Origin of the sequence: Pontibacter beigongshangensis (genome assembly GCF_014332515.1) — a bacterium.
In the GTDB taxonomy this organism is placed as follows: domain Bacteria; phylum Bacteroidota; class Bacteroidia; order Cytophagales; family Hymenobacteraceae; genus Pontibacter; species Pontibacter beigongshangensis.
This window is the reverse complement of sequence record NZ_VFSD01000008.1, coordinates 68,477-92,327: the sequence shown is the minus strand read 5'-3', so window position 1 is coordinate 92,327 and position 23,851 is coordinate 68,477. Positions and strand designations below refer to the sequence as shown.

Sequence of the window (23,851 nt, the reverse complement as noted above, 5' to 3'; positions counted from 1 at the left end):
GTTCAGCCTCAACAACTAACACAACCTATGACTGTAACCATCAGAAAAGGAATTATAGAAGATTTGCCACAGGTACATGCCCTGGTAAAAGAGCTGGCTTTGTTTGAGCGGGCTCCGCAGGAGGTAACGAACACCGTGGAAGACATGGAACGCGACAGCTTTGGCGAGAACCCGATTTTTAGCTTTTTTGTAGCAGAGCGGGCAGAAGGAATTATCGGCATCGCGCTTTACTACATTGCCTACTCCACCTGGAAGGGGAAAACGCTATACCTCGAAGACCTGATCGTGACGGAGAAGCAACGCCGCACCGGCGTGGGCAAACAACTGTTTGATGCCGTGTCCAAGGAAGCAAAAGCCATCGGAGCAAAACGCTTTGCCTGGCAAGTGCTGGAGTGGAACGAACCCGCCATTGCCTTTTACAAAAAGATAGGAGCAACCCTCGATAGTGAGTGGATTAACTGCCGCATGACAGAAGACCAGATTCAGCAATACGGTAATTAAAAAGGTGCCGGCCTGCCGAGTAGGAACCTTTATCGTCTGGAGCCTCCGGAAGGGCATTTTGATTCAAATAATCAGGCGATTGGTGTTTAGCCGGATTAAGGTTTATATGAGGTAATCGCACCTGTTCGCAATCAGATCGCCATAGCCTTGGGCCTGTACTAGCTTCGGAATTATTTAAATCAAAAAAGCCTTTCAGAGCTAATTTTGCTGCTCCGGCTCATGGTTGCTTTCCAGACTACTGCTTGCGCTCTACGTCAGTGCCGATAATCTCGAGCAGCGACCGGAAAGAAAGCGCTTTTTCGCCATAGCGCCTGGCATGCTTTTCCTGGAAAGCCGGATCATGGTCGCGCTGAAACTCCTGCAGATCGTCGAGGTTACGGCAGAAGAACTGCACGGCGTAGGTTACGCCGCCATTCTCGACCTCGTTCAGCAGCCTGCTGACCTGGTTGCGCATAAAATAGCCTGTGGCCATCATCTCCGGGATATGCACCTTTATCATCCAGTCCAGCCACTCCTCTGCCATACTGTTCTCTACATTTACTGTGATGTTGTATAAGATCATACTCAAAGTTACGAAAATCCTGGCTGAGAGATAGGGTCCCGATGAAAATTAGAGGCGTGTGAGCAGGCCTGCCTTAAACAAAAACCTTTCGACTGCTATTTGGCATTAGCAGCAGTCGAAAGGTTCACCTGGTCTTGTTTTTTTATTTAAGTATGGGGACTGTCGTTAGGCTATTTTCTGTTGCCGCAACAGATTTGGTATTGCCTACCCCCACATCAGCATCTGCAGGTTTCAGGCAAACTGAGCAATAAATCAGCAGCAGCATAAAAAGCGCCGCAATTATCGTTAAATCTGATTGGTTAGATGTCGTGTTCATGGCCGTCGTGTTTAAAGTTTCAAGCATTACTTTGCTTACATGGTTCGTGCGGGGAGCAATAATTTATTCTGATCCCTAACTAGCTAACTAACGATAGTTAATAAATAAACCATCGGATTATTGCTCGCCTTATAAATAATATTAGTAATGTATAAATATTATTTCAATTTACAAGCCTTCCTATTTTTTTGTTTAGAAGTGACTCCGACCGGTAGAACCGGATGTTGCCTTATTACAGCAGCCACCTCAAAACTTCTGGATATGGCTGGAAAGCGCTAAAAAGCCGATCTTTAACCAAAAAACAGGAGAACGCTTATTGCTGTAGAAACGTCAAGACCATCTAGAAAGTTCGAACAATCGCCATGAAAACAGTTGAGCCAACAACAGTATTTTTCTGCTGCGCAAGAAATGGCGGCGTATGTAGCTGATCTTAAAACCAGTAGCATGAAATAGCAGATTTTCTGTTAGATTTGCGGCACATAGCCATTCATAATAAACCAGAAATGCCATGCGGGAACTCGGGAAAAAATTGCAGCTAAAACAGTCGCAACAGGTAGTAGCTCTTCAGGCTCCTCCCGCCTTTACCGCTGCACTTGCAACAGAAGGGTATCGTGTAGCAGCCAGTATGCCTGCGCTGCCAGAAAAGGCAGATGCGGTGCAACTCTTCGTGCAAAGCAAGGTCGAACTAGAAAAGTGGATTCCGGCGATTGCGGCCATTCTCAAACCTGAGGGATTGCTTTGGATCGCTTACCCTAAAAAATCGTCCGGAATAGAATCAGACCTGACCCGCGATGAAGGATGGCGGGTGCTGGCAACTTTCGGGTACGAACCTGTACGGCAGGTGGCTATAGATGATACCTGGTCATCGCTGCGATTCAGGCACCAGTCCCAGCGGAAGGCACCATCGAAGTTTGGTGCCGTTTACGAAGGCATTGATAAAGACGCGCGTACCGTAACACCTCCTGATGATCTGCGGGAGGCACTGGAGCAGGCGGACTTGTTGAGCCGGTTCGGGCAACTGGCCTTCACGCATAAAAAGGAAATGGTGGTATCGCTGCTGGAGGCCAAGCGCCCCGAAACAAGAGCCAGCCGGGTGCAGAAGGCGCTGGAACTGGTAAGAAAACTATCACCTGCCACCGTGAAACACACCAACAAATAATAGCCTGCCAGCTAAATTTTTACAAGGTTAGTGATTGCTGCGGAACACCTGTGGCTAATCCTGAATAACGACCGGGAAAACCATGTCTACATCGGTTTCTCCGGTGTCTATGGTGCTGTTGCCTCTTTTCAGGCCGGGCTGATGTTTCAGCACAACGCGGAGGCTGCCGGCGCCGGGAGAGGTGGTTGTGGCAGATGTCTCCAGGCCGAGGGGGCGGTTGTTCCGGTCTAAGTCGGTTTTTGTGAAAGTAAGGCTGGCACCGTCAACAACATAAAAAACCTCCCGGTCATGCCCTGTATTTCGTATCTTCACTGTCAGGTCTTCCAGCGCGTTCTGGTTGCTCTCGTTCAGGAACTTCAACGTGCCGCGGTAGGTGGTGTTTGCCTTCAGGATGAGGTTTTCCATCACGGGGTCTTGCCCACCTGGCCCATCCAGGTCTCTCCAAGTAGCAGATGCATTCTGACCTTTCCCATCTGGCACGAGCAACAGCACAGCCGTGGTAACTTCAACCTTCTCACTTTCCGGTACAGGATTCGGGTCGTTCTTTTTACAGGCAGAAAGAATAGCTATACCGCTGAGCAGCACAAGAATAAACCGGTTCAGGAAAAAGGCTTGCTTCATTTGTAGTTGGGTTTTATAGAAGGTTAACGGCAAATTTACCGGGCTAGTACAGGCAATACGAAGCAATATAGTAAATAAGTGCAAAAAATACGCACCTCTGTGCAGCTACATAAAGAAGAGACGGCTTACCGGGCCGTCTCTTCTTAGATTGATTGTAGTGGTGTAGTTTAAATTACTGCACAGTCGTTTCGAAAACAATGTCCACATCTGTTTCGCCTGTGCTCATATTGCTGCTATTGCTTTTCGTGCCGGGCTGGTGTTTGAGCACCACACGAACAGTGCCTGAACCAGCAACTGACGTAGTGGCGGTTGTTTCGATGCCAATCGGCCGGCCATTCGTGTCCTTATCCGTTTTCTCGAAAGAGACCAGCCCTTGCGGCGTCACCACATAAAATACCTCGTGGGCCTCGCCTTCTTCTTTGATTTCTGCTGTAAGGTCGTGGCCATGGCTGTGCCCGTCGTGGTTCTCTACGCTTGCAAAGGAAATGGAACCGTTGTAGGTGGTGTTGGCACTCAACACCAGGTCATCTACTGTGGCTGGGTTGCCCCCCACACCATCCAGGTCTTCCCAAATTGCTGTAACGGTTGGCTTGCTGGCATCGGTTGGCACCAGGGTTAGGGTAATGGTGGTAATTAGCTCGTGCTCATGGTCTGGTGCCGGCTCCTCATCTTCTTTACAGGCTGTAAATGAAAGCAAGCTGCCCAAAAGCAGGAAAGCGAGGTATGGTCTGAATGACTTCTTCATGGTTGTCTTTAAGTTTAAATATGGTTAATAAGTAAACAATAGTGTTACAAACTGCTTAAGATGCCGGATGGAGCCAAAGATAAAAACGGGCAAACTTCCTCTGGAGGGCCATTTTTATTAGAATAATTTGTTTCCGGCCTGGCAAATTTTTTTTAATATTTCATTGGTTGATATGATGTAAAACTTGAAAAGCCTTCGTGTGGAGGCTACAACAAGATTTTGACGCGAAACAGCAGCATGCGGCCCATCTCATTGGCAAAGTACCGTAGGCGGTTCTGGTAATCGCGGTAGCTGGTATTGAGCAGGTTGTTGCCCACCAGCCCCAGCTCCAGTTGTTGCCTGCCTAGCGAGAGCGAAGTGCCCAGCTCGGCATGCAGCAAGAAGTAAGCATCCGGGGCCGGCAACACCGGATCCGACTGCTCATCCGACCTGCTTTGCCGGGCCACATACAAGCCTCCCACTGCCAGGTACCTATCAGAGAATTTTGAGCTCTCCCGGTTCTCGAAGCTGTAGCGGAGGGTGTTGTCTGTCCGGCTGGGTGTTATAAAAGGCAGGTAATTTCCTGTTTCGCGATTCACGGCATACACCAGCGATGTTTTGTTGTTTAAGGTGAGCCTGTTGGTAAAGGCATAGTCTGCCGTAAGGTCGGCACCCCAGAAGCGGGCATCAGCCTGTCGGTATCTCGCCTTCAGAAACGCTCCCTGTACGCCCAGCACATACTCAGGAGCCAGCTGCAGGTAAATGTAATCGTTGATGGTGTTGTAATAGAGACTAAGCTCCCCGTTGAGCCGGAGGTTAGAATGGTAGGTAAAGGTAGCCATGGTGTTCAGCGCCTCCTCCGATACAAGATTAGGATTGCCTTCTTCGTAGGTGGCGGCGCTGTTGTGCAGGCCCTGGGCAAACAACTCGTAGGCATGCGGCGCACGGGAGGCGTAGCCAATGTGGCCACTGAGGCTCACATGGTAACCCAGGTCATACAGGGCGCCAAAGCTGCCAGACAGATTATGGAACGTATAAGCAGGCTTCAGCAGCTCGCGGCTATTGCCCCAGCGCTGAACGTCGAGCGATTTTTGGTCGTAGCGTATCCCCGCCTCCAGTTGCAGGTTATCTTTTCGCCATTTTTCTGAAATAAAGGCTCCCACCGTCAGGCTCTTGAAAAAAGGAAGCAATGCCCTGGTGTTGGGCGTGTACGTGTTGTTCTGCCAGATGGTAGACACGCCCATGCTCCCCGATATATTGCTGACAGGCTCATGCTCCCATACCAGTTCCGTCGTATGCGTCTGCAGGTCCAGGTCCAGTTGTGGCGAATCGCCGGTATTGCGGTGCCGGTCATACTCCTGGCGCCGGTTCTCCTGCAGGCCATACGTAAACTGAAGCTCGCCCAAATCGCCTGTCTTGTAATAGCCTCTGGCCTTGAGCAGGTGGTGTGTTACGTCCTGGTAAGGGCGCGCGATGGTGTAGGTAAAGCTGCCCGCTTCCTCTGGCTGCTCCCGCCCGATGGCATTCGCCAAGTCTGTCAGGTTGCCAATGTGCGCCGACGACAAAAAGCCGAGCTTGGTGTGGAAATAGCTGTAATACAGCTCCGCGCCGAACTTCTGCTGCCGGTAGCCAAGCGTGGCGGCCAGGTTCTGCTCCTCAAAGCCTGTGTTGTTCAGGTTATAGGTGGGTGCCTGGGCGCTCCCGGCCTTTTTCAGGGAGGTGTGCAGGCGCCAGCTCAAGGGCAGCTGCTGCAGCTTTCCTTCTGCCATGCCAGCCACAGCCCCCATGCGGTTGTTGGTACTGCCGATCAGGTTCAGCTCGCCGCTTACACCTGTTGAGTCAGGCAGCGGTTTGGGATTAACCATTACAATGCCGCCTATGGCATCGGAGCCGTAGCGTACACCTGCCGCCCCTTTCACCACCTTCAGTTCCTGCGCGTTTAGCGGGTCTATTTCAGGGGCGTGCTCATTTCCCCACTGCTGTGACTCGTGCCGCACCCCGTTGTTGAGGATCAGGACACGGTTGCCAAACAAACCATGGATAACAGGCTTGGAAACGGTGGGGCCTGTCTGCACAGAGCTCACGCCAGAGAGCTTCTTCAGCGACTCGCCCAACGAGAGGCCCCGGGTTTCTTCCAGTTCTCTGCCGGCGAGTGTTTCTGTTGTCTGCGCCTGGCGCACCATCCTTCCGCCCACCACCTCAACAGCGCCAAAAGTCCTGGCATCTATGTGGAGAGCCATGTTCCGGACGGCAGAGGAGCTGAGCCTGAAAGAAGAACGTATCTCCTCGTAGCCTATGTAAGTGGTTTTTACGGAGTAGGAGGCGCGGCACAAATTATGGAAATGGTAATTGCCATATTCGTCTGTAACCACAGCTTTTTGCAACTCCTCAATCAGCACGGTGGCACCAATCAGAGGTTCGCGCGTGTCGTGGTCTATCACCTTGCCCGATAGCGTAAGGCCACAGTCCTGCTCGAGTTCCGTTTCCGGAATTATATACATGTCCTGGGCTGCTACGGGCTGTATAAACAACAGCAGCAGAGGCAGGAACAAGAGGTTCTTGCCAGCAATTGTAATATGGAACACTTTATAGAATTTAATTGAAATAGAAGGCAGTAGCCATGCTCAGTACCCGAGGCGTATAAAACTTCGAGGTGGAGCGGTCTGCGCAAAAAAACTGAAGAACACAAAGCAGGCGACTCAGAAGGCCGCTAAACTGCTCTTTTCAGAAAAATTAAAAGAAGATAGGGATACGCCCTGCCTAGCCAAGCGGGGGACCTCGCAGGTAAGCGTACGAAACAGGAATTCTATGCAGGCTCTCCACCTGCGGAACCGTATAAACGGCGGTATGGGTAATAAATAAGAAGTCTATAGCAGCAACGGCAGGCTGAAAGGGAGCACCAAACAGATCTTCTACGTCGCAGTGGATGTGTTTTTTGTCGACCTGCGCCTGGTGCGTGTCGCATGGCACCTCGTGGCTGGTATGCTCATGGCTGTGCAGGCTCAGCAGCAGTCCGTCGGGCACCATGGGCCTTACGAAAAGCAGGAGTAAAAACAGGGCGATATAGGATCTGAGTTGTTGCACTAATCTCTAAGAACCGCACAAAGGTAGCATAAATTCACCATTGTTGCATTTACAGCCTTCCAAAATAAGGCCGCCATACTAAAAAATACCTCCTTATACTCTAAATGTGCCAGAATGGATGGTTTCGGTAAGACATTGCACGTAAAAAAATTGCAGGCGCAGCAGATTCTGACAACCTGTCACATAGCAGGAGCAAAAACAGCTCTGGAACAGGATTTGAAAAGCGATAGCTGAAAGTAAGTTTAAGCAACAGCATTTATATAATATATACTAAAGGTAAAAACATGGAAGAAAGAGGTAATATTTCGATTCACACCGAAAACATTTTTCCGATCATCAAGAAGTTCCTGTACTCTGATCATGAGATCTTTTTGCGCGAACTGGTGAGCAACGCCGTTGATGCTACGCAGAAGCTGAAGCGCCTGGGCGGCATCGGGGAGTTTAAGGGAGAGCAAGGCGACCTGAAAGTGGTGGTAAGTGTGGATAAGGAGGCTAAAACCATTACCATTGCCGACCGTGGCATCGGCATGACGGCCGAGGAGATCAAAAAATATATTAACCAGATCGCTTTCTCTGGCGCCACCGAGTTCGTGGAGCGCTACAAAGACCAGGGCGGCGAGAAAAACCAGATCATCGGTCAGTTCGGTCTCGGCTTCTACTCCGCCTTTATGGTGGCCGACGAAGTAGAGATCATCTCCAAATCTTACCAGGATGGCACGGAGCCTGCCCGCTGGGTGTGCGATGGCAGCACAGAGTTCGCAATTACCGAGGCCAGCAAAGAGGACCGTGGCACAACCGTTATCCTGCATGTGGCCCAGGACTCAGAGGAGTTTCTGGAAAAGGAGCGCATCCGCACGGTGCTCAACAAATACTGCAAGTTCCTGCCGGTAGAGGTGGAGTTCGAAGGCGAAGTGATCAACAACCCGAACCCGATCTGGACAAAGCAGCCATCGGAGCTGACAGACGACGATTACAAAAACTTCTACAAAGAGCTTTACCCCTTCTCAGAGGCGCCACTTTTCTGGATCCACCTGAACGTGGATTACCCTTTCAACCTGACCGGTATCCTGTACTTCCCTAAAATCAAGAACGAGTTTGAGCTGCAGCGTAACAAAATTCAGCTGTACTCCCGCCAGGTGTTTATTACCGACGAGGTAAAAGATGTGGTGCCGGAGTTCCTGATGCTGCTGCACGGCGTCATCGACTCGCCGGACATTCCGCTCAACGTGAGCCGCAGCTTCCTGCAAGCCGACTCTAGCGTGAAGAAGATCAACACTTACATCACGAAAAAGGTAGCCGATAAACTCAACGACATCTTTAAGAAAGACCGCGAGACGTTTGAGAAAAACTGGAGCGACGTGAACGTATTTATTAAATACGGCATGCTCTCCGACGACAAGTTCTATGACAAAGCCAAAGACTTTGTGCTCCTGCAGAACACCGAAGGCAAATACCACACATTTGAAGAGTACAAAGCCCTGACGCAGGCAAACCAGACCGATAAGTCAGAGCAGCTGGTGCTGCTGTACACCACCGATGCCGATAAGCAGCACGCCTACGTAGAGGCTGCCCTGAACCGCGGCTACGACGTGCTTAAGCTGGACACCGTGATAGACAGCCACTTTATAGGCCTGCTGGAGCAGAAGCTGGAGAAAACGACTCTGAAGCGCGTAGATTCTGAAACCATCGACAAACTGATTCAGAAGGACGAAAGCAAGGAAAGCGTGCTCAACGACACCGAAAAAGAGGAAATCAAGAAAGTGTATGAGCAGGCCATCAACAACCAGCACATGCAGGTAGAAGTGGCTGCCATGTCGCCAGACGATGCCCCTGTCGTTATCACCATGCCTGAGTTTATGCGCCGCATGAAGGACATGAGCCGTGCCGGTGGTGGCGGTATGATGTTTATGGGCGACATGCCAGACACCTACAACGTAACCATAAACGCCAACCACAGCCTGCACCAGCGCATCCTGAAGGCCAAGGAAGAAAACAAGGAGCGCATTGCCCGTCAGGCCTTTGATCTGGCGCTGCTTTCGCAGAACATGCTTTCCGGTTCTGCCCTCACGGCTTTTGTGAAGCGTAGCGTGGAGCTGATTGATAAAGAGTAACGTTGCCTAAAGACCTGGTACCCGGTTTCGGAGCAATTATTCTAATGAAATCGGCCCTCCAGCGCGTATTTTACCTGTTTCGGGCTTCGGCCTGGTCGGAGCAGGCACTCCATTTGAGAAAACGAGCAGCCGGGGCAACCTAGAAAGTGTTTGCCGAAGTGACCCCGGATTATGATTAACGCATAAAAAGGCAGTGCCGCAAGGTGCTGCCTTTTTGTGTTTTAGCCCTTACGGCATGAAACTATGTTGAAAGCAGCTTAGTTATAAAGAGCAGCTGTAAAAGCGCCGTTGATGTATATATGATTTATGTGCATCTTTACGTTGATTTGTAAACCATTGGCTTAATTGGAAGAGAAGCTCGCTTTTCCGGCCATCGCTCATTCAAAAGTTTAAAAATGAGGCATTCTTACCTTTCTTTTTTAGTTAGCCTGGCTGTTTGCCTGACGGCAGGACTGAGTGCTTGTAACACGGCGCAGTATAACAGCGATTATAACCTGACTCGTGCCCTACAGAAAGAAAATGCTAAAAACAAAACAGTGGCTCTGGCCGATACAGCCAAACCATCTTTGGAGAACAAGCTTCCTGAAGAAGATGAGCAGGATGTGGTAGCGAAGAAAAAAAAGAAGAAAAAGCAGAGCAAGCGCTATTTTATGGGCCACAAGGTAAGCCGCGGGTTCATAAAGTCTGGTGGCAGCGGCAACCGACAGGTGCTGGAAACGTTCAGTTTTTTGCCTGTGTATGAAGAGCCAAATCCCTATGCCCCCGAAAAGTATTTTTACGATACCAAAAAGCGCAAGATATATCGCACCAGCGGCAAGGTAGACCCCGATAAATTCAAGATCCTGCACGGGCCCTATAAGAAGAAGATCGGCGACCAGGTAGTGGAAGAGGGCTATTTTTATGTGGGCACCAGGCACCTGCGCTGGGAGCGCTACCGCAACAACGAAGACAACGTGCTCCTCGACAAGCGGCATTACGAAAAGGGCTTCCTGCGCGATGCGGTTGTGACCTATTACGGCGACACCAAAAAAATAAAGGAAGTGATTCCGTATGCCTACGGCGAGGTGCAGGGCATGTACTATCGCTTTTATGAGAATGGGCAGGTAGAATGGTCGGGCATGTACGAGAAAGGCCGCAAAGTAGGCGTCTGGATCAAGCACTACGACTTCCGCAACCGGCGCCACTACGAGTATCAGTACCCTAAGACCGCCTACGATGCCCCGGCAGAACCCGTCCTGATAAAGGAGTACGACCGGCACGGCTCGCTGGTATACGAAAAAGGCAAGCTCGACAAGCGCTCTTCTGCCCAGCGGTAGCCCCGTCTTTGGCTAAGACGAATTATTCTAATCAAAAAGCCCCTCCGTAGGTTTTTTTAAGACAGAAGACGCAGGACATAAGACCTTCTCCGAAAGTTAAGAGTGAAGAGTTTTTAAAGCTTGCTCTGGCAATTCATTTCCAAATCTTCAAATTGAAAAATTCGCACATCAGCACATTAATGCATTAGCACATTAATGCATTAGCACATTAATGAAAGGCATCTTCTATGTGATAAATAACGGGAGGTTTGCTTAAGGTAATAGAAATGATGTCGAACCGAATGTCGTGCTGCCAGTCTGTCTGGTGAATGTATTCTTCTGCGGCGGCAATCAGCAGGGCTTCCTTTTTGGGGCTTACGGCCTCCTCGGGGTAGCCAAAGCTGTCAGAAGTCCGGGTTTTTACTTCCACAAACACAAGCACATCATCTTTTTGGGCGATAATATCTACCTCAGCCCGTTTGTGCCTGAAGTTCCGGCAGCGTATCTGGTAGCCCTTTTCGGCCAGGTAGGCTACTGCACTCTCCTCCCCGGAGCTGCCTGTTATGATGTGTTTTGTTTGAGATGCCATTAAAATATTATAAATTGCCACGTGCTTTTTAGCAGCAGAAGGCGCACATAAATTAGAATATTCGGATATTTCTGCTTTCCGGGTGCCGTTAAATTGCAAAAAAAATTAAATAAAGCATAGTATCTGCTGGGCTACCAGCAGTTAGTTTCTCAACCATACAAGGAGCGTGTTACAGAACAAGGAAATTAGCTTTGAGCGGCTGGGCCTAATAGATTATAAGGAGGCCTGGGAATATCAGGAGAAGCTTTTCGGCAGCGTGCTGAACCTGAAGGCGCAGAACCGCGCAGCCTCCCCCGAGGCGCAGGTGCCCACTCCCAACTACCTGCTGTTTTGTTCGCACCCGCATGTGTACACGCTGGGCAAGAGTGGCCATGAGTCGCACCTGCTTATTAACGAGGAGGCCCTAAAGGCGAAAGAGGCCACTTACTACAAAATAAACCGCGGCGGCGACATTACCTACCATGGCCCCGGGCAGCTGGTCGGGTACCCGATCCTGGACCTCGACAATTTTTTTACAGACATCCACAAGTACCTGCGCTTTTTAGAGGAGGCTATTATTCTTACCTTGCAGGATTATCAGATTAAGGCGGGCCGCATAGCAGGCCTCACCGGTGTCTGGCTCGACCACGAAGAGCAGCGCAACCCCCGGAAAATCTGTGCCATGGGCGTGAAGTGCAGCCGCTGGGTTACCATGCACGGCTTTGCGTTTAACATAAATACAGACTTAAACTATTTTAACAATATTGTGCCCTGCGGCATTTCAGACAAACAGGTTACCTCGCTGAAGAGAGAACTGGGGCACGAAGTAGAGATGGCAGCAGTAGAAGAGAAGCTGCTCGGCCACCTTGCCAGTTTGTTTGAAGCCAGAATCACACTAGCAGCAAATGAAAAAGGACATTGATTTTGGATTGGTAGAAGGTATCTCCATCGCGGTAGCGACCTCTGCTGATGAGTTGGGAACTCCCGCCTGGAACGTGTATCTGATCAATAACAACACACACGCCCTCACCAATGTGCTGATCGCCTCTACAGGATACGGTTTTGTAGATGGCGCCGAAATAAAAACCTCTACCCTGCGGCATATGTTTGAGCGTGTAGAGGGCAAAAGCTTTGTCCAGATTGAGCCGATTGACCCGGGCTTGTTCCATCTCAACAATGAGTACTGGGTAAGTTATTATGTAGATAGCAGTATCTATGATAAGAAGTTTATATTTGTGCCAGAATCTATTACTGAAGATAACCTGATAGAAATAAGCATGTTACAAATGATGGGGGTGCTCCATTCATAAGCTTGTAAACTTTATTCTTTTATCTGTTGTTACCCGACAACTCAGATGTTTTTTATTTTTACATAAAAAAAGTGGATGCTGGTCCTTATCGGCTGGTGAATCTGCCCCTGACTTTTGCTTTATTTTTATCTTTAAGAAAAGGCCTCGACCTTTACTTTGCATAACAAGCTTATGGAACAGAAACTACTACCCCTTTTCCTAACCTCTAGCTGGGCCTTTCTTATTGCCATTTTTGCTGTTCCCTCCATTATCAGAGTGGCGCACCTTAAGAATATCCTTGATCAGCCCAATCTGCGTACGGTGCACGAAACCCTTACGCCAAGGTTAGGGGGCGTGGCTGTGTTTGCCGGGTTTATGTCGGCGCTCACTATTTTTACAGACCTTAACAATGGAGTGCAGCAAGTGTTGGCAAGCTGCATAATTCTGTTCTTTATAGGCCTCAAAGATGATCTGATAACCCTTTCTGCGCTTAAGAAATTTGCAGTGCAGCTGCTGGCTACCGGTATTGTCATGTTTATGGCCGATATCCGCATTACCAGTTTCCAGGGTATTTTTGGTATAGGGGAGCTGCAGATAGGCATGAGCTACGGCTTCACCTTTCTGGTGATAGTGGGCGTGACGAATGCCATTAACCTCATCGACGGGCTTGACGGCCTGGCCGGCACCATGGTGCTGATCATAAGCATGGCATTTGGCATTTATTTCTTTTTGTACGGAGGGCCTGTCTATGGCAACTACGCCACTGTTGCCTTTTGCCTGATAGGTGGCATCCTGGGGTTCCTGAGGTACAACTTCCATAAGGCCACCATCTTTATGGGCGATACAGGGTCATTGCTCTGTGGCTTTATTGTTTCTATTCTGGCCATTCAGTTCATCGAGATGCGGGCTGTGCCAGCCTCTCCCTCTGTGGCGCTGGGCGTGCTGTTTGTGCCCCTCTTCGATACCCTGCGCGTTTCGACCATCCGCATCCTGAACGGGAAGTCGCCGTTTGCTCCCGACAAGAATCATGTGCACCACCGGCTGCTCGCCATGGGGTTCAGTCAGATCAGTACCGTGCTCATACTGGCTTTTATAAATGTGCTGGTTATATTGTTTGCGTTTAACTTCTCCACCTGGGGTAACGTAGGGGTGTTGCTGATGCTCCTATCGTTCTCTGTGGTGTTAAGTATTATTTTAGGTGTATATAAGTCGCGAAGTCCGCAGCGTGTTGCTAAAGCAAAAGCCTGACCGCTGCTGGTACAGTTATCTTTTAGGGCTGGTTCTGCTAGTAGGGGCTGCAACGCCCCTGCAGGCGCAGGTACTACCCCTGGATCAGAAAAACACAATAAATGGCAACTGGTTAATTTACGAGCCGGGGGCCACGCAGCTATCTCCCTACATAGCCGACCTGCACACTAACTATAACGCAGTGCACCAGTGGGTGTCCATTACGCCTGCCCAACCTTTCGAGATTAGCTTTAAGGCCAAAAAGGAGCAGTGCCTTTACCTGAACAACCAGCTTATTTTTGTGGCAGACTCGGCCCTGAACTATACCCTGGACCTGACTGCCTACCTGAGCCGGGTAAAGCCTGTAGAGGGCAGGTACCTACTTACTGTGTGGCACCCTTACCAGCACCCCGACATTCGCACCTTCCGGAACAAGGTAAAGGAGCAGGAAAGCCAGCAGGCGGCGCAGCGGCCTTTCTCGGTAGTAGTGCGGGAGTATGTGAACCAGAATGTGTTTATTTTGTTCCTGCTGCTCATTGCGCTGCTATATGGGGCTCTCAAAGCCACCTTCCCTGCTGATTTTAACGATATTTTTTTGGGCAGCTTCAGCCGCTCCAGCATAGAGCAGGGCTTCTTGTCTAAGCCTGTTACCTGGTCGGTTATTCTGTTTGTGCTTGGCTTTTCGTTGTCGCTGGCGCTGCTTATAGCGGCCATCCACACCAACGTGCAGCATTTTGTGCTGTTCAACAGGCTGTTCCCTGTATCGGAGGCTGATATAACCACCAAAATACTTTTTTATTCTGCTTTAATTTTCCTGTTCGTGCTGATCAAGTACCTGTTTCTGCGGATTATGGCCTTTATTTTTGGGCTGGAGCAGCTGGTGCTACTGCAGTACAGGGAGTTTCTGAGAACCATCCTTTTCTGGGGTATGTTTCTGCCTGTTATCATGCTGGTCTACCTCAGTTTCAATATAACCGAGCCAAAAACCGTCCTATTTATATCCAATCTCACTGTTTCTTTATTACTGCTTTTTACTTGTATAAGGATATTTACTACCGTAAATAAAAAGGCCTCTGTACTTAATTTGCATTTATTTTCATACCTTTGCGCCACAGAAGTGATTCCGCTGGCAATTATGCTAAAACTTATAGTTTTTAATTACTAGAGTAAAATGCATGTAGCCAACCGGCAGCAGGTCAACATTTAAATAAGCTCATTATATGGCTGACAGCAATGAAAAGGCGGGTATAAACCCAGATAGGCATAGCATTCCGATTAAAAGTATTCTTGTAACACAACCGCAGCCCACAACAGACAACTCCCCTTACCTGTCTATTGCGGAAAAATATGGCATCAAAGTAGACTTCCGGGCTTTTATTGAAGTAGAACCGGTGCCATACAAAGATTTTCGCAAGGATAAGGTTGATATTCTGGCGCATACTGCTATCATCTTTACCAGCCGCAATGCCGTAGACCATTTTTTCAGGATCTGCCAGGAGAGTAAAATAGAAATGCCCGCCGACATGAAGTATTTCTGTATTTCTGACCAGACGGCCTATTACCTGCAGAAATACATTGTGCTGCGTAAGCGTAAGTTGTTTGTGGGCGAGAAAACAGCCAAAGACCTGTTTGAAGTAATAAAAAAGCATAAGGGAGAAACGTTTTTATTCCCTTGCTCCAATATCCGGAAAGACGATATCCCTGAGTTTCTGGAATCCAGCAAGATCAAGCATACGGAGGCTGTTATTTACAAAACAGTTGCTGCAGACCTCTCAGACCTCGACGATGTGACCTACGACTGCATTGCCTTTTTCAGCCCATCGGGTATTACCTCTTTATTTGCAAATTTTCCTGATTTTAAGCAAAATAATACCCGTATTGCGGCGTTTGGACCTACAACAGCCAAGGCTGTACGCGATGCGAACTTAGAACTGGATATTGAGGCACCTATGCCGAATGCACCCTCTATGACCGGTGCTATAGAAGTTTATATTCAAAACCAGAAGCTGGGCACAAAAAATAAGTAGACTAGTGTAACTTTTAGTTTATTTCTCCATACTAATTAAAACGCAAATGTGTGCGGCAAGACAAAAGCTGCATGCTTTTGCGTTTTCACATTAATAGCTATATTTGAACAATGGCTTACGTTGTTGTCTCAGTATTTCTACGCCTCTTAAAATAAACTATGAGAAAGCTTCTACCCCTGCTCCTGTTGATGCTCTTCTGTCAGACATACGCCTGGGCCCAGCAACAACCACAATTTGGCCATTACGGCTTTAACGGGATGTATATAAGCCCCGCTTATGCAGGCATCACCAACAGGCCGGAGATTATGTCGCTTTACAGATACCAGTGGCTGGGTTACAGCGGGAGTTTTGATGATGGCGGGGCTCCCCAGACTTTGTTGCTGACAGCGCATACACCGGTGTCTTTTCTGAAGGGTGGTGTAGGCTTGCAACTTGTCCGGGACAGGGTCGCAAACATGAGCGTAACAAATGCTGCCCTGTCTTACTCGTTCCATCTGAACGTAGGCGGCGGAAAGCTGGGGATAGGGGTGCAGGGGAACATCAATAACATAAAGAAAGGAAACTACAGGGCCATAGATCCGGGAGATCCGAGCATACCATATAACAGCAGCGATACCAAGTATGATATTGGGGCAGGGTTATGGTACGAGTCTGAAACTTTTTATGCGGGGGGTGGTGTTACGAACCTGCTGCGGGCACAGTTCGAGTTTGCAGACTCTACCCATACAGGCACCGGTAAAGTGCTGGGAGAAAACCATATGTATATAACGGCGGGGTACCACCTGCCTGTAACTAATATGTTGACCCTTACCCCTACCGCCTTGCTGAAGCACGACACCGAAACGTTTTCTTACGATGTAGGTGCCAGGCTCACATATGATGAAAAGTATTGGGCGGGCCTGAACTTCAGACATCAGGAGGCATTGGGTGCGCTGGTTGGTATTTCTGTACTGCCAAACAACGCCTTAAGAGTAGGGTATGCATTTGACTTTATAACCATAAACCGATCGGCCAAAGCGCCAACATCACATGAAATAATGCTTTCCTACCGCTTGCCTGAGCCAGCTCCGAGGGTGAGGCCACCTGTTCGCACTCCCAGATATAATTTTACCAGATAACACATTCGGTTAAACATCATTAAAAAGCTCCTGGAGCAGGAATACCGGGCTGGTATGAGAGGAGGCCTTATGCGGGACGCCGAAAAATACCTGAAAGAAGGTATTTAATGACAAAGCATGAAAGAAGATATTTGCAAAATAAACTGGAAGAGGAATAGGCAGTGATGTAGAGAAACATTGTGGCAAATTTTCTGGAACCGTTTTTGTTGCAGGCAAAAAGCCCTAATGGTTCAATAGTTTATGCTTTAAAAAGTATTATTTTGGACTATGCTGGCCTGGATTACTCTTGAAAAAATGCACCAAAAATTTTCTTGTAATTAATACTAATTTTTTCTAACTGTCGTTGAAAAATAATACTTTCAGTAAAGTCTGTAATTGTTTTTTATTATTTTCAAATAATATATATTTGCTACTTCAGAAAAAGTGTGCAGGAACTAATACTCAAAAATTTACCTTTTTAAAATTATCATGAACAAACTAATAAAGCTGTCTTCCTTTGCTTTGGCGGTGATATTGCTGGCAAGCTGCGGAATGAGAAGAGGACCCCAAGGTGACCTTGTCGGAGCAGAGGACCGCCCGGAGTATAACCCACAGGAGGTGCCTTATGGTATGGTACCCTGCCCTGGCGGCACATTCCACATGGGGCAGGCAGACCAGGATATAGCTGCGTCTATGGCTAACCTGAACAAGCAGGTTACTATCGGCGGCTTTTATATGGATGAGACTGAGATTACCAATAATGAGTATCGTCAGTTTATAAATGTCATGATGGAAGACTCGCTGGATGTATTGGGGGAGGAGTTCGTGATGACACAGCTTTACCCGGACACAACCGTGTGGGTGCGCGATTTTACCTACCATATGGGCGACCCACTGATGGAATATTATTTCTCTCACCCGGCTTTTGATGATTACCCAGTGGTGGGTGTAGACTGGTTTGCTGCCAAATACTTTAGCGAGTGGCGCACTAAACTTAAAAACCAGGCAAATACAGAAAAAGGCCTTGCCCCTCTTCCTTCTTTCCGACTGCCCTCCGAAGCAGAATGGGAATATGCAGCCAGAGGTGGCAGAGACATGGCCGTGTATCCATGGGGCGGACCTTACCTGCGCAACGCCAAAGGATGCTTACTGGCTAACTTCAAACCCGGCCGCGGCGATTACTACAGCGACGGCTTTACCTACACAGCCCCGGTGGCTCAGTTCTTCCCGAACGACTTTGGCCTTTACGACATGGCCGGCAACGTATCTGAATGGTGCGAAGATGCCTACTACGATGCTACTGTTCCGGTAGTATGGGATTTGAACCCAGTTTACAAAGACGACAACGAACCTCGCAAAGTAGTGAGAGGTGGCTCCTGGAAAGATATTGCCTACTTCCTGGAAACCGGTACCCGCAACTTCGAGTTTCAGGATTCTTCCAGGTCTTATATCGGCTTCAGAAATGCTATGATTTACATCGGAAGATCTTCCGGCAATGAGCTTAGATAAAATTCATCAAAAAAATAGTAATTAACCTATAGCTTTCGAAGAGCTAAAAAAACAAACACAACCCTAATCATTCACAAAAAAATTAACAATTAAAATGAGTAAAGCTAAAGGTCGCAGTTTTTTATACGACGTGTTAATGCCAAAAATTTATGGTCTTGGTGCGGCTGTCGTAATCGTTGGTGCATTATTTAAAATACAGCACTGGGCAGGGGCGGATTTGATGCTAATTGTTGGTCTTAGCACAGAAGCAGTAATTTTTGCATTGAGTGCCTTTCAGCCACAAGGCCATGAGCCAGATTGGGCAAGGGTTTATCCGCAACTAGCGGAAGATTATGTAGGCGATGGCCTGGTGCCAGCAACTGCTGCTGTTGCCGGAGGTCCTTCTGCTACTAAAAAGCTGGACGATATGTTCCGCGATGCTGATATTACGCCGGAAACCATAAACAGATTGGGTGCCGGTTTCAACAAACTGACTACCGTAACTGGCCAGATGGCCGACATGTCGCAGGCAACTGCCGCTACACAGGATTATACTGTAAAAGTAAAAGCTGCAGCAGACTCTCTGACCAAAATCAACGAAGCTTACACGGCTACCGCCAACGCTATCTCTCAGATGGCTGGTTCTACTAAAGACGCGCAGGAGTACCACAAGCAGGTACAGAGCATGACCAGAAACCTTGGAGCCCTGAACGCTGTGTATGAAATGGAACTGCAGGATGCCAACAACCACCTGAAGGCCATGAACAAGTTCTACGGCAACCTGAGCATCGCCATGGAAAACCTGACAGACGCCAGCAAAGACACAGAGCAATTCAAACAGGAAGTAGCCCGATTAACGCAGAACTTACATTCACTTAACACAGTGTATGGTAACATGCTGACAGCCATGAAAGGCTAATTCCTCTGACAATCATTTCATAAACTTTTTAAAAGTAACAGTATAAAAAATGGCTGGAGGAAAAGAGACGCCACGGCAGAAGATGATCGGTATGATGTACCTTGTACTGACCGCACTTCTCGCCCTTAACGTGAGCTCGGCTATCCTGTTAAAGTTTGAATTCCTCGACAATAGTTTAAAGGAACTGAACGATAAAACAATACAGGATAATGCCGGCGTAGTATCTAATATAACAAAAGCTGTTGCCGATGGCGGCAACAGAGCAAACGACCAGCGGGTACTTCAGGACGCAAAACAAATACGTGAGAAGACCTCAGACCTGATTACCTACATACGCGGTTTAAGAACTGAACTGGTTGCAAAAACAGGCGGAGAAAACGAAGAAGGACACTACGTAAATCCTGAATCCAACGAAGTGGTAAACATCACCATGATCGGAGGCAAGAAGAACGGTGCCGCTTATGAATTGAAAAACCGCCTGGATGAGTACGCCAAATTTATGCGGCAGTATAACGAAAATATGCCGAACCTGGCCATGAGCGGATCTGAGGACCCGGTTGCCAGCAGAGACAGAGCGCAGCGCAACAAAGACTTCGCGCAGCTGAACTTCGAGGAAACACCTATGGTAGCAGCCCTGGCTGTGCTTTCTCAGAAAGAATCGGAAGTGCTGAAGTATGAGGCCGACGCTTTATCTACATTAGCCCAGAAGGTAGGAGCAGACATTATCAAGTTTGAGAAAATTTTTGCCATGGCCCGCGCTGAGTCTAAAACAGTAGCTGCCGGTACAAAATACAAAGCCGAAATGTTTATTGCCGCTTCTTCTGATGCCATTACACCAAGAATGACTTTCCAGGGAAAACCTGTAAATGTAGTTGATGGAAAAGGTATCATAGAATTTACGGCTGCTGCTTCTAATTACGATGCGGATGGTAACTCCAAGCAAACCTGGAAAGGCCAGGTTATCATAGATAAAGGTGGAGAGTCGGAAACGTTGAATGTAGAAGAAGAGTACGTGGTTGCGAAACCTGTAATTCAAATTCAGTCTGCCTCTGTGCAGGCGCTTTACTACCAGTGTGCCAACGAACTGAACGTGCAGGTGCCTGCTTTGGGAGCCATCTACGATCCAAGCTTTAGCGCTACAGGTGGCACTGCCATTAAAGGAGCACAAAAAGGAAGGGTAACCATTGTGCCAAGTGCAGCAGAAGTTAGACTTAACGTAAGCAGCGGCGGAAATGCCATCGGGTCTGAGACATTTAAAGTTCGTCCGATACCAAAACCAGAACTGGTGACGTTAGTAAATGGTAACCCGATAGATGTTAGAAGAGGTGTGGCTTCCAGCGCCTTGCGTCAGGTAGAGATACGTGCCGTAGCGGATGAAGGCTTCAGGCAGTTATTGCCAAAAGATTCTAATTTCAGGGTATTTCAGTGGAAAGCGTATTTAGTAAGAGGTAACCAACCGATAGACCAGACCACTGTGAATGGCCCTACAGCGAACCTGACTAACTTTGCAGCTAAAGCTCAGAAAGGCGATAGAGTGGTAGTGGAAGTGTTGGACGTAAAACGTCTGAACTACCAGAACAGCCCACAGCCGGCAAAAGTTAGCGAGACCCTCTTTACAATACCATTAAACTAAAACCTAAACAAGCTAGGTTATGAGAATGATTAAAGTATTTAGCCTGATGGTAGGTGCCCTGCTCTCGGTAGAAGCGATGGCGCAACAAGTGCCTTCTACAGTAGATAGCAGCCCGTCGGTAAGACCCATACCTGACCATGATATCTTATTTAAGAAGACGGTGTGGCGGAAGATAGATTTACGTGAGAAGCAGAACAAACCGATGTTCTCGGAGAACAGGCAAATCACGAAGATCATAATCGATGCTGTAAAAAGCGGAGAGCTTATAGCCTACCGGTCCGACACACTGGCTACGCCTATTACCCAGGAGGAGTTTGTGCAGCGCATGACGCCAAGCGGTTCGCAGGAGATGACGCCAGAAGATGAAATCTTCAAGACGCAACCTGATGATGACCCATGGGGAGCGGTTGTTTCTAACAATGCAGAGCCTGTTGCTCCTGTAAGCATGGAGTATTTTCCGAAGGATCTGTACCTGCTGGAACTGAAAGAAGATCTGATCTTCGATAAAAAGCGCTCCAGAATGTACCATGATATTCAGTCTATCAGCATAAAGGTGCCCTCTACACTAAGTGCCAAAGGATTTGAAGAGCATGTGGCAAGCTTTAAGATGAGCGATCTGGCCCGTCTGTTCAAAAATAACCCGGAAGCAGCAATCTGGTACAACCCACGCAACGAAGCTCAGCACAAAAACCTGGCGGAAGCGTTCGAGTTATGGTTGTTCAGTTCCTACATCACTAAAATATCCAACCCAGGCAACCAGGGTTTAGGTGATATTTACGGACCTGGCCAGAAAAGCCTGTTAGCAGCACAAGAAGCCGCAGAAGCACTTATAGAATATGAGTACAGCCTCTGGAGCTACTAGTAAGTATATCAATTAGCACAAAAAAAGGAGACCCAGACGGTCTCCTTTTTTTGTGCTAATCTGTGGTCTTCATTCCTGGAACCTTAACCTTCTAAAAGGAAAAGGTGCGGCAGTGGCAACAAATAGAAATTACTTTGAAGGCCATTTTTCATTCAAATAATTTCCTGAATTTTGTAGCAGCAGGAGCAGCAGCGCTTCCGGAGGGGCAATTTCATTCTAATAATCGGGATTGGTTCAAACCTTGCCGGGTAGTCAGCTCCTGCCAACTCAGCATAAAAGAAGCCCTGAGACACTCGCAGAAACCGTGCACACCGCAAAGCCTTTGGTGCTGTTTTATGATATGAAGGAGAATTAACCTGCTAAATGCTAAACAGGAAATGCGGCTTTCACGATTAATGCTTCACAAGCCATTGCTCCATCTGCAACACCCAGTCTCTTCTTTAAGCTCTAAAGCCAGATCTCAGAATTATTCTAATGAAAATGCCCCTCCGGAAGCGCTGCGGCTCCTGCTGCTGTTTGGGGTAAAATTTGAAAATGCTTAGAAAAAGAGCAACAGGCCTACGAAGCGGCGTGAAGATGCGCAAATAAGATGGCAGCTTTCCGCTCACCCACCTCCTGCACAAGCTCTTCCTGCGTTAGTTGCTTCAGCTTCTTCACAGATTTAAACTTGGTCAGGAGAGCTTCTGCCGTAGCAGGACCGATGCCTTTAACAGTGGTCAGCTCGGTCTGTAGGGTTCCGGCATCGCGCTTGCTCCTGTGGAAGGTAATAGCAAACCGGTGTGCCTCGTTTCGTAGTCGCTGGATAAGCATCAGCGATTCCGATTTTTTATCGATGTACAGGGGCAGGCTGTCACCCGGATAAAAAATTTCTTCCAGCCGCTTGGCAATGCCTATAATAGCAATCTGGCCCCATAGGTTCAGGTCCTTCAGCGCCTTTACAGCCATGCTGAGCTGCCCTTTTCCGCCATCTATGATAATGAGCTGCGGCAGTGGCTGGTTTTCTTCCAGGAGCCTCTTGTAGCGGCGTGTCACCACTTCGTACATAGAGGCAAAATCATCAGGCCCTACCACGGTCTTAATATTGTAATGGCGGTAATCCTTTTTGGAAGGCTTGCCGTTTTTAAAACACACCATAGACGCCACCGGGTTGTCGCCCTGGAAGTTGGAGTTGTCGAAACACTCGATGTGGCGTGGCAATTCTGTGAGGCGCAGGTCTTTTTTCAGAGTCTCCAGCACCCTTACTTCTCGCTGCTCACTCAGATCCTTGTTCTTTTCCTGCCGCCCCTCGTGCTCCTTGCGCAGGTACAAGGCATTCTTTAACGACAGGTTCAGGAGCTTGCGCTTATCACCGATTTGCGGGTAGGTAACGGAAATATTGTCGAGCGGCAGCCTGATCTCCAGGTTCGTGATCACCTCACGGGAGGTGCTTTCGTACTCGTGGCGCAGCTGTACAATCACGTAGGCCAGGATTTCCTCGTCCGGCTCGTCAAGCTTCTTCTCCAGTTCCAGCGACTGCGTCAGAATGATCGAGCCGTTCATCACCTTCAGGTAATTTATAAAAGCGCATTTCTCGTTAGAGGTTATCGTAAAAACATCGATGTTGGTAAGGGTGTTGCTCACCACCGTCGATTTAGCCTGGAAATCGTCGAGCATGTCCAGCTTTTGCTTGTACTGGTGGGCCAGCTCAAACTGAAACTCCTCTGCCGCTGCAGACATTTTCTCCTTAAAGTAATTTTTGGCTACGGATAAGTTGCCAGATAATATGCTTTTGATCTGGGCGATGTTCTGATTGTAAGTTGTTTCGTCTACCAGGTTCTCGCAAGGGCCTTTGCAGTTGCCGATATGGTACTCCAGGCACACCTTAAACTTGCCGGCTGCCACATTCTCCGGCGACAGGTTATAGGTGCAGGTGCGCAGCGGGTACAGCGTCCGGATGAGGTCCAGCACGACATGCATGGTGGTTACGCTAGGATAAGGGCCAAAGTACCGGGAGCCATCGCTGATCTTGTTGCGGGTGTACATGACCCTCGGGAATCGCTCGTTTACAATACAGATGTAAGGGTACGTCTTGCCATCTTTGAGCAGTATGTTGTATTTGGGCTGATATTGCTTGATCAGGTTGTTCTCCAGCAGGAAAGCGTCTGTTTCGGTATCAACAATGGTGAATTCAATATCCTGTATCCTGGAGACCAGCTTCAGCGTTTTTTTATTATGCTGGGCCGAGCGGTTGAAATAGGAGTTCACGCGTTTCCTGATGTCAATCGCTTTGCCTACATAAATTATTCCGGTTTCATCGAAGAACTTATAAATGCCCGGTTTATGAGGCAGGTGCGCAATCTTCTCTTTCAGCTTCTCGTTCGCAGCCATT

General features: G+C 48.4%; 22 protein-coding genes. 14 read left to right on the top strand and 8 right to left on the bottom strand.

Translation table 11 applies throughout. The features are described from left to right. Positions 1 to 27: 27 nt before the first annotated feature. Positions 28 to 501: a GNAT family N-acetyltransferase gene (locus tag FJM74_RS08625; protein WP_187262194.1), complete on the top strand. Its 474-nt coding sequence runs from the start codon at positions 28 to 30 to the stop codon at positions 499 to 501. A 235-nt stretch (positions 502 to 736) separates the two neighbouring features. Here FJM74_RS08625 and FJM74_RS08620 read toward each other — a convergent pair whose 3' ends face one another. Both FJM74_RS08620 and FJM74_RS08615 read right to left on the bottom strand, forming a co-directional pair. Next, positions 737 to 1,063, bottom strand: a complete 327-nt coding sequence (locus tag FJM74_RS08620) for a DUF4286 family protein (protein WP_187262193.1) — start codon at positions 1,061 to 1,063, stop codon at positions 737 to 739. A 142-nt stretch (positions 1,064 to 1,205) separates the two neighbouring features. After that, positions 1,206 to 1,379, bottom strand: coding sequence for a hypothetical protein (locus FJM74_RS08615; protein ID WP_187262192.1), 174 nt, complete (start codon positions 1,377 to 1,379; stop codon positions 1,206 to 1,208). A 508-nt stretch (positions 1,380 to 1,887) separates the two neighbouring features. On the opposite strand from FJM74_RS08615, the gene FJM74_RS08610 reads away from it, so the two are divergent. Then, a complete protein-coding gene (locus FJM74_RS08610) occupies positions 1,888 to 2,538 on the top strand; it encodes a YdeI/OmpD-associated family protein (protein ID WP_187262191.1) in 651 nt (216 codons plus the stop codon). Between the two features lie 54 nt (positions 2,539 to 2,592). On the opposite strand, the gene FJM74_RS08605 is transcribed toward FJM74_RS08610, so the two are convergent. From FJM74_RS08605 to FJM74_RS08590, 4 genes are all read right to left on the bottom strand, one after another. Next, a complete protein-coding gene (locus tag FJM74_RS08605) occupies positions 2,593 to 3,159 on the bottom strand; it encodes a hypothetical protein (protein WP_187262190.1) in 567 nt (188 codons plus the stop codon). Positions 3,160 to 3,331: 172 nt separating this feature from the next. Beyond that, a complete protein-coding gene (locus tag FJM74_RS08600; RefSeq protein WP_187262189.1) occupies positions 3,332 to 3,904 on the bottom strand; it encodes a hypothetical protein in 573 nt (190 codons plus the stop codon). Between the two features lie 206 nt (positions 3,905 to 4,110). After that, a complete protein-coding gene (locus FJM74_RS08595; RefSeq protein WP_187262188.1) occupies positions 4,111 to 6,468 on the bottom strand; it encodes a TonB-dependent receptor in 2,358 nt (785 codons plus the stop codon). 175 nt (positions 6,469 to 6,643) lie between these two features. After that, entirely contained in the window at positions 6,644 to 6,967 is a 324-nt protein-coding gene (locus tag FJM74_RS08590) for a hypothetical protein (RefSeq protein WP_187262187.1), read from the bottom strand. Positions 6,968 to 7,251: 284 nt separating this feature from the next. Between FJM74_RS08590 and htpG the strand changes: the two genes are divergently transcribed. Continuing rightward, positions 7,252 to 9,078: a molecular chaperone HtpG gene (gene htpG, locus FJM74_RS08585; RefSeq protein ID WP_187262186.1), complete on the top strand. Its 1,827-nt coding sequence runs from the start codon at positions 7,252 to 7,254 to the stop codon at positions 9,076 to 9,078. A gap of 395 nt (positions 9,079 to 9,473) precedes the next feature. Then, positions 9,474 to 10,394 (top strand): toxin-antitoxin system YwqK family antitoxin, encoded by a 921-nt coding sequence (locus FJM74_RS08580; RefSeq protein ID WP_187262185.1) that lies wholly within the window; start codon positions 9,474 to 9,476, stop codon positions 10,392 to 10,394. Positions 10,395 to 10,602: 208 nt separating this feature from the next. Here the strand turns inward: FJM74_RS08580 and FJM74_RS08575 are convergent, their stop codons facing one another. After that, the gene (locus FJM74_RS08575) at positions 10,603 to 10,962 is read right to left on the bottom strand and encodes a YraN family protein (RefSeq protein ID WP_187262184.1); all 360 of its coding nucleotides are present in this window, start codon (positions 10,960 to 10,962) and stop codon (positions 10,603 to 10,605) included. Positions 10,963 to 11,128: 166 nt separating this feature from the next. Here FJM74_RS08575 and lipB point away from each other — a divergent pair, with 166 nt between their 5' ends. The 10 genes from lipB (at position 11,129) to porN (ending at position 21,483) form a co-directional block, all read left to right on the top strand. Further along, a complete protein-coding gene (gene lipB, locus FJM74_RS08570; protein WP_187262183.1) occupies positions 11,129 to 11,863 on the top strand; it encodes a lipoyl(octanoyl) transferase LipB in 735 nt (244 codons plus the stop codon). After that, positions 11,847 to 12,251, top strand: coding sequence for a hypothetical protein (locus tag FJM74_RS08565; protein ID WP_187262182.1), 405 nt, complete (start codon positions 11,847 to 11,849; stop codon positions 12,249 to 12,251). The genes lipB and FJM74_RS08565 overlap by 17 nt, the downstream gene beginning before the upstream one ends. A 171-nt stretch (positions 12,252 to 12,422) precedes the next feature. Further along, entirely contained in the window at positions 12,423 to 13,478 is a 1,056-nt protein-coding gene (locus FJM74_RS08560) for an MraY family glycosyltransferase (protein ID WP_187262181.1), read from the top strand. After that, a complete protein-coding gene (locus FJM74_RS08555; RefSeq protein ID WP_317175546.1) occupies positions 13,456 to 14,622 on the top strand; it encodes a DUF4271 domain-containing protein in 1,167 nt (388 codons plus the stop codon). Before FJM74_RS08560 ends, FJM74_RS08555 begins: the two co-directional genes overlap by 23 nt. A 55-nt stretch (positions 14,623 to 14,677) precedes the next feature. Continuing rightward, positions 14,678 to 15,484 (top strand): uroporphyrinogen-III synthase, encoded by an 807-nt coding sequence (locus tag FJM74_RS08550; RefSeq protein ID WP_187262180.1) that lies wholly within the window; start codon positions 14,678 to 14,680, stop codon positions 15,482 to 15,484. 158 nt (positions 15,485 to 15,642) lie between these two features. Continuing rightward, the gene (locus FJM74_RS08545) at positions 15,643 to 16,602 is read left to right on the top strand and encodes a PorP/SprF family type IX secretion system membrane protein (protein ID WP_187262179.1); all 960 of its coding nucleotides are present in this window, start codon (positions 15,643 to 15,645) and stop codon (positions 16,600 to 16,602) included. A 468-nt stretch (positions 16,603 to 17,070) separates the two neighbouring features. Continuing rightward, the gene (gene porK / locus FJM74_RS08540; RefSeq protein ID WP_187262178.1) at positions 17,071 to 18,090 is read left to right on the top strand and encodes a T9SS ring complex lipoprotein PorK/GldK; all 1,020 of its coding nucleotides are present in this window, start codon (positions 17,071 to 17,073) and stop codon (positions 18,088 to 18,090) included. A gap of 94 nt (positions 18,091 to 18,184) precedes the next feature. Further along, positions 18,185 to 18,988 carry a type IX secretion system motor protein PorL/GldL gene (porL, locus tag FJM74_RS08535; protein ID WP_187262177.1) on the top strand — a complete coding sequence of 268 codons (804 nt, stop codon included), beginning with the start codon at positions 18,185 to 18,187 and terminating at the stop codon, positions 18,986 to 18,988. A gap of 49 nt (positions 18,989 to 19,037) precedes the next feature. Then, positions 19,038 to 20,621, top strand: coding sequence for a type IX secretion system motor protein PorM/GldM (gene porM / locus FJM74_RS08530; protein WP_187262176.1), 1,584 nt, complete (start codon positions 19,038 to 19,040; stop codon positions 20,619 to 20,621). Positions 20,622 to 20,640: 19 nt separating this feature from the next. Then, positions 20,641 to 21,483 carry a type IX secretion system ring subunit PorN/GldN gene (gene porN, locus FJM74_RS08525; protein WP_187262175.1) on the top strand — a complete coding sequence of 281 codons (843 nt, stop codon included), beginning with the start codon at positions 20,641 to 20,643 and terminating at the stop codon, positions 21,481 to 21,483. Positions 21,484 to 22,041: 558 nt separating this feature from the next. Here porN and uvrC read toward each other — a convergent pair. After that, the gene (uvrC, locus tag FJM74_RS08520) at positions 22,042 to 23,850 is read right to left on the bottom strand and encodes an excinuclease ABC subunit UvrC (RefSeq protein ID WP_187262174.1); all 1,809 of its coding nucleotides are present in this window, start codon (positions 23,848 to 23,850) and stop codon (positions 22,042 to 22,044) included. Position 23,851: the final 1 nt, after the last annotated feature.

Coding starts and splice junctions, on each gene's coding strand:
- porL (WP_187262177.1), top strand. CDS start 18,185: ATGAGTAAAGCTAAAGGTCGCAGTTTTTTATACGACGTGTTAATGCCA.
- FJM74_RS08580 (WP_187262185.1), top strand. CDS start 9,474: ATGAGGCATTCTTACCTTTCTTTTTTAGTTAGCCTGGCTGTTTGCCTG.
- FJM74_RS08620 (WP_187262193.1), bottom strand. CDS start 1,063: ATGATCTTATACAACATCACAGTAAATGTAGAGAACAGTATGGCAGAG.
- FJM74_RS08575 (WP_187262184.1), bottom strand. CDS start 10,962: ATGGCATCTCAAACAAAACACATCATAACAGGCAGCTCCGGGGAGGAG.
- FJM74_RS08565 (WP_187262182.1), top strand. CDS start 11,847: ATGAAAAAGGACATTGATTTTGGATTGGTAGAAGGTATCTCCATCGCG.
- FJM74_RS08560 (WP_187262181.1), top strand. CDS start 12,423: ATGGAACAGAAACTACTACCCCTTTTCCTAACCTCTAGCTGGGCCTTT.
- uvrC (WP_187262174.1), bottom strand. CDS start 23,850: ATGGCTGCGAACGAGAAGCTGAAAGAGAAGATTGCGCACCTGCCTCAT.
- FJM74_RS08545 (WP_187262179.1), top strand. CDS start 15,643: ATGAGAAAGCTTCTACCCCTGCTCCTGTTGATGCTCTTCTGTCAGACA.
- FJM74_RS08625 (WP_187262194.1), top strand. CDS start 28: ATGACTGTAACCATCAGAAAAGGAATTATAGAAGATTTGCCACAGGTA.
- porN (WP_187262175.1), top strand. CDS start 20,641: ATGAGAATGATTAAAGTATTTAGCCTGATGGTAGGTGCCCTGCTCTCG.
- FJM74_RS08605 (WP_187262190.1), bottom strand. CDS start 3,159: ATGAAGCAAGCCTTTTTCCTGAACCGGTTTATTCTTGTGCTGCTCAGC.
- porM (WP_187262176.1), top strand. CDS start 19,038: ATGGCTGGAGGAAAAGAGACGCCACGGCAGAAGATGATCGGTATGATG.
- FJM74_RS08550 (WP_187262180.1), top strand. CDS start 14,678: ATGGCTGACAGCAATGAAAAGGCGGGTATAAACCCAGATAGGCATAGC.
- FJM74_RS08615 (WP_187262192.1), bottom strand. CDS start 1,379: ATGAACACGACATCTAACCAATCAGATTTAACGATAATTGCGGCGCTT.
- FJM74_RS08600 (WP_187262189.1), bottom strand. CDS start 3,904: ATGAAGAAGTCATTCAGACCATACCTCGCTTTCCTGCTTTTGGGCAGC.
- porK (WP_187262178.1), top strand. CDS start 17,071: ATGAACAAACTAATAAAGCTGTCTTCCTTTGCTTTGGCGGTGATATTG.
- FJM74_RS08610 (WP_187262191.1), top strand. CDS start 1,888: ATGCGGGAACTCGGGAAAAAATTGCAGCTAAAACAGTCGCAACAGGTA.
- htpG (WP_187262186.1), top strand. CDS start 7,252: ATGGAAGAAAGAGGTAATATTTCGATTCACACCGAAAACATTTTTCCG.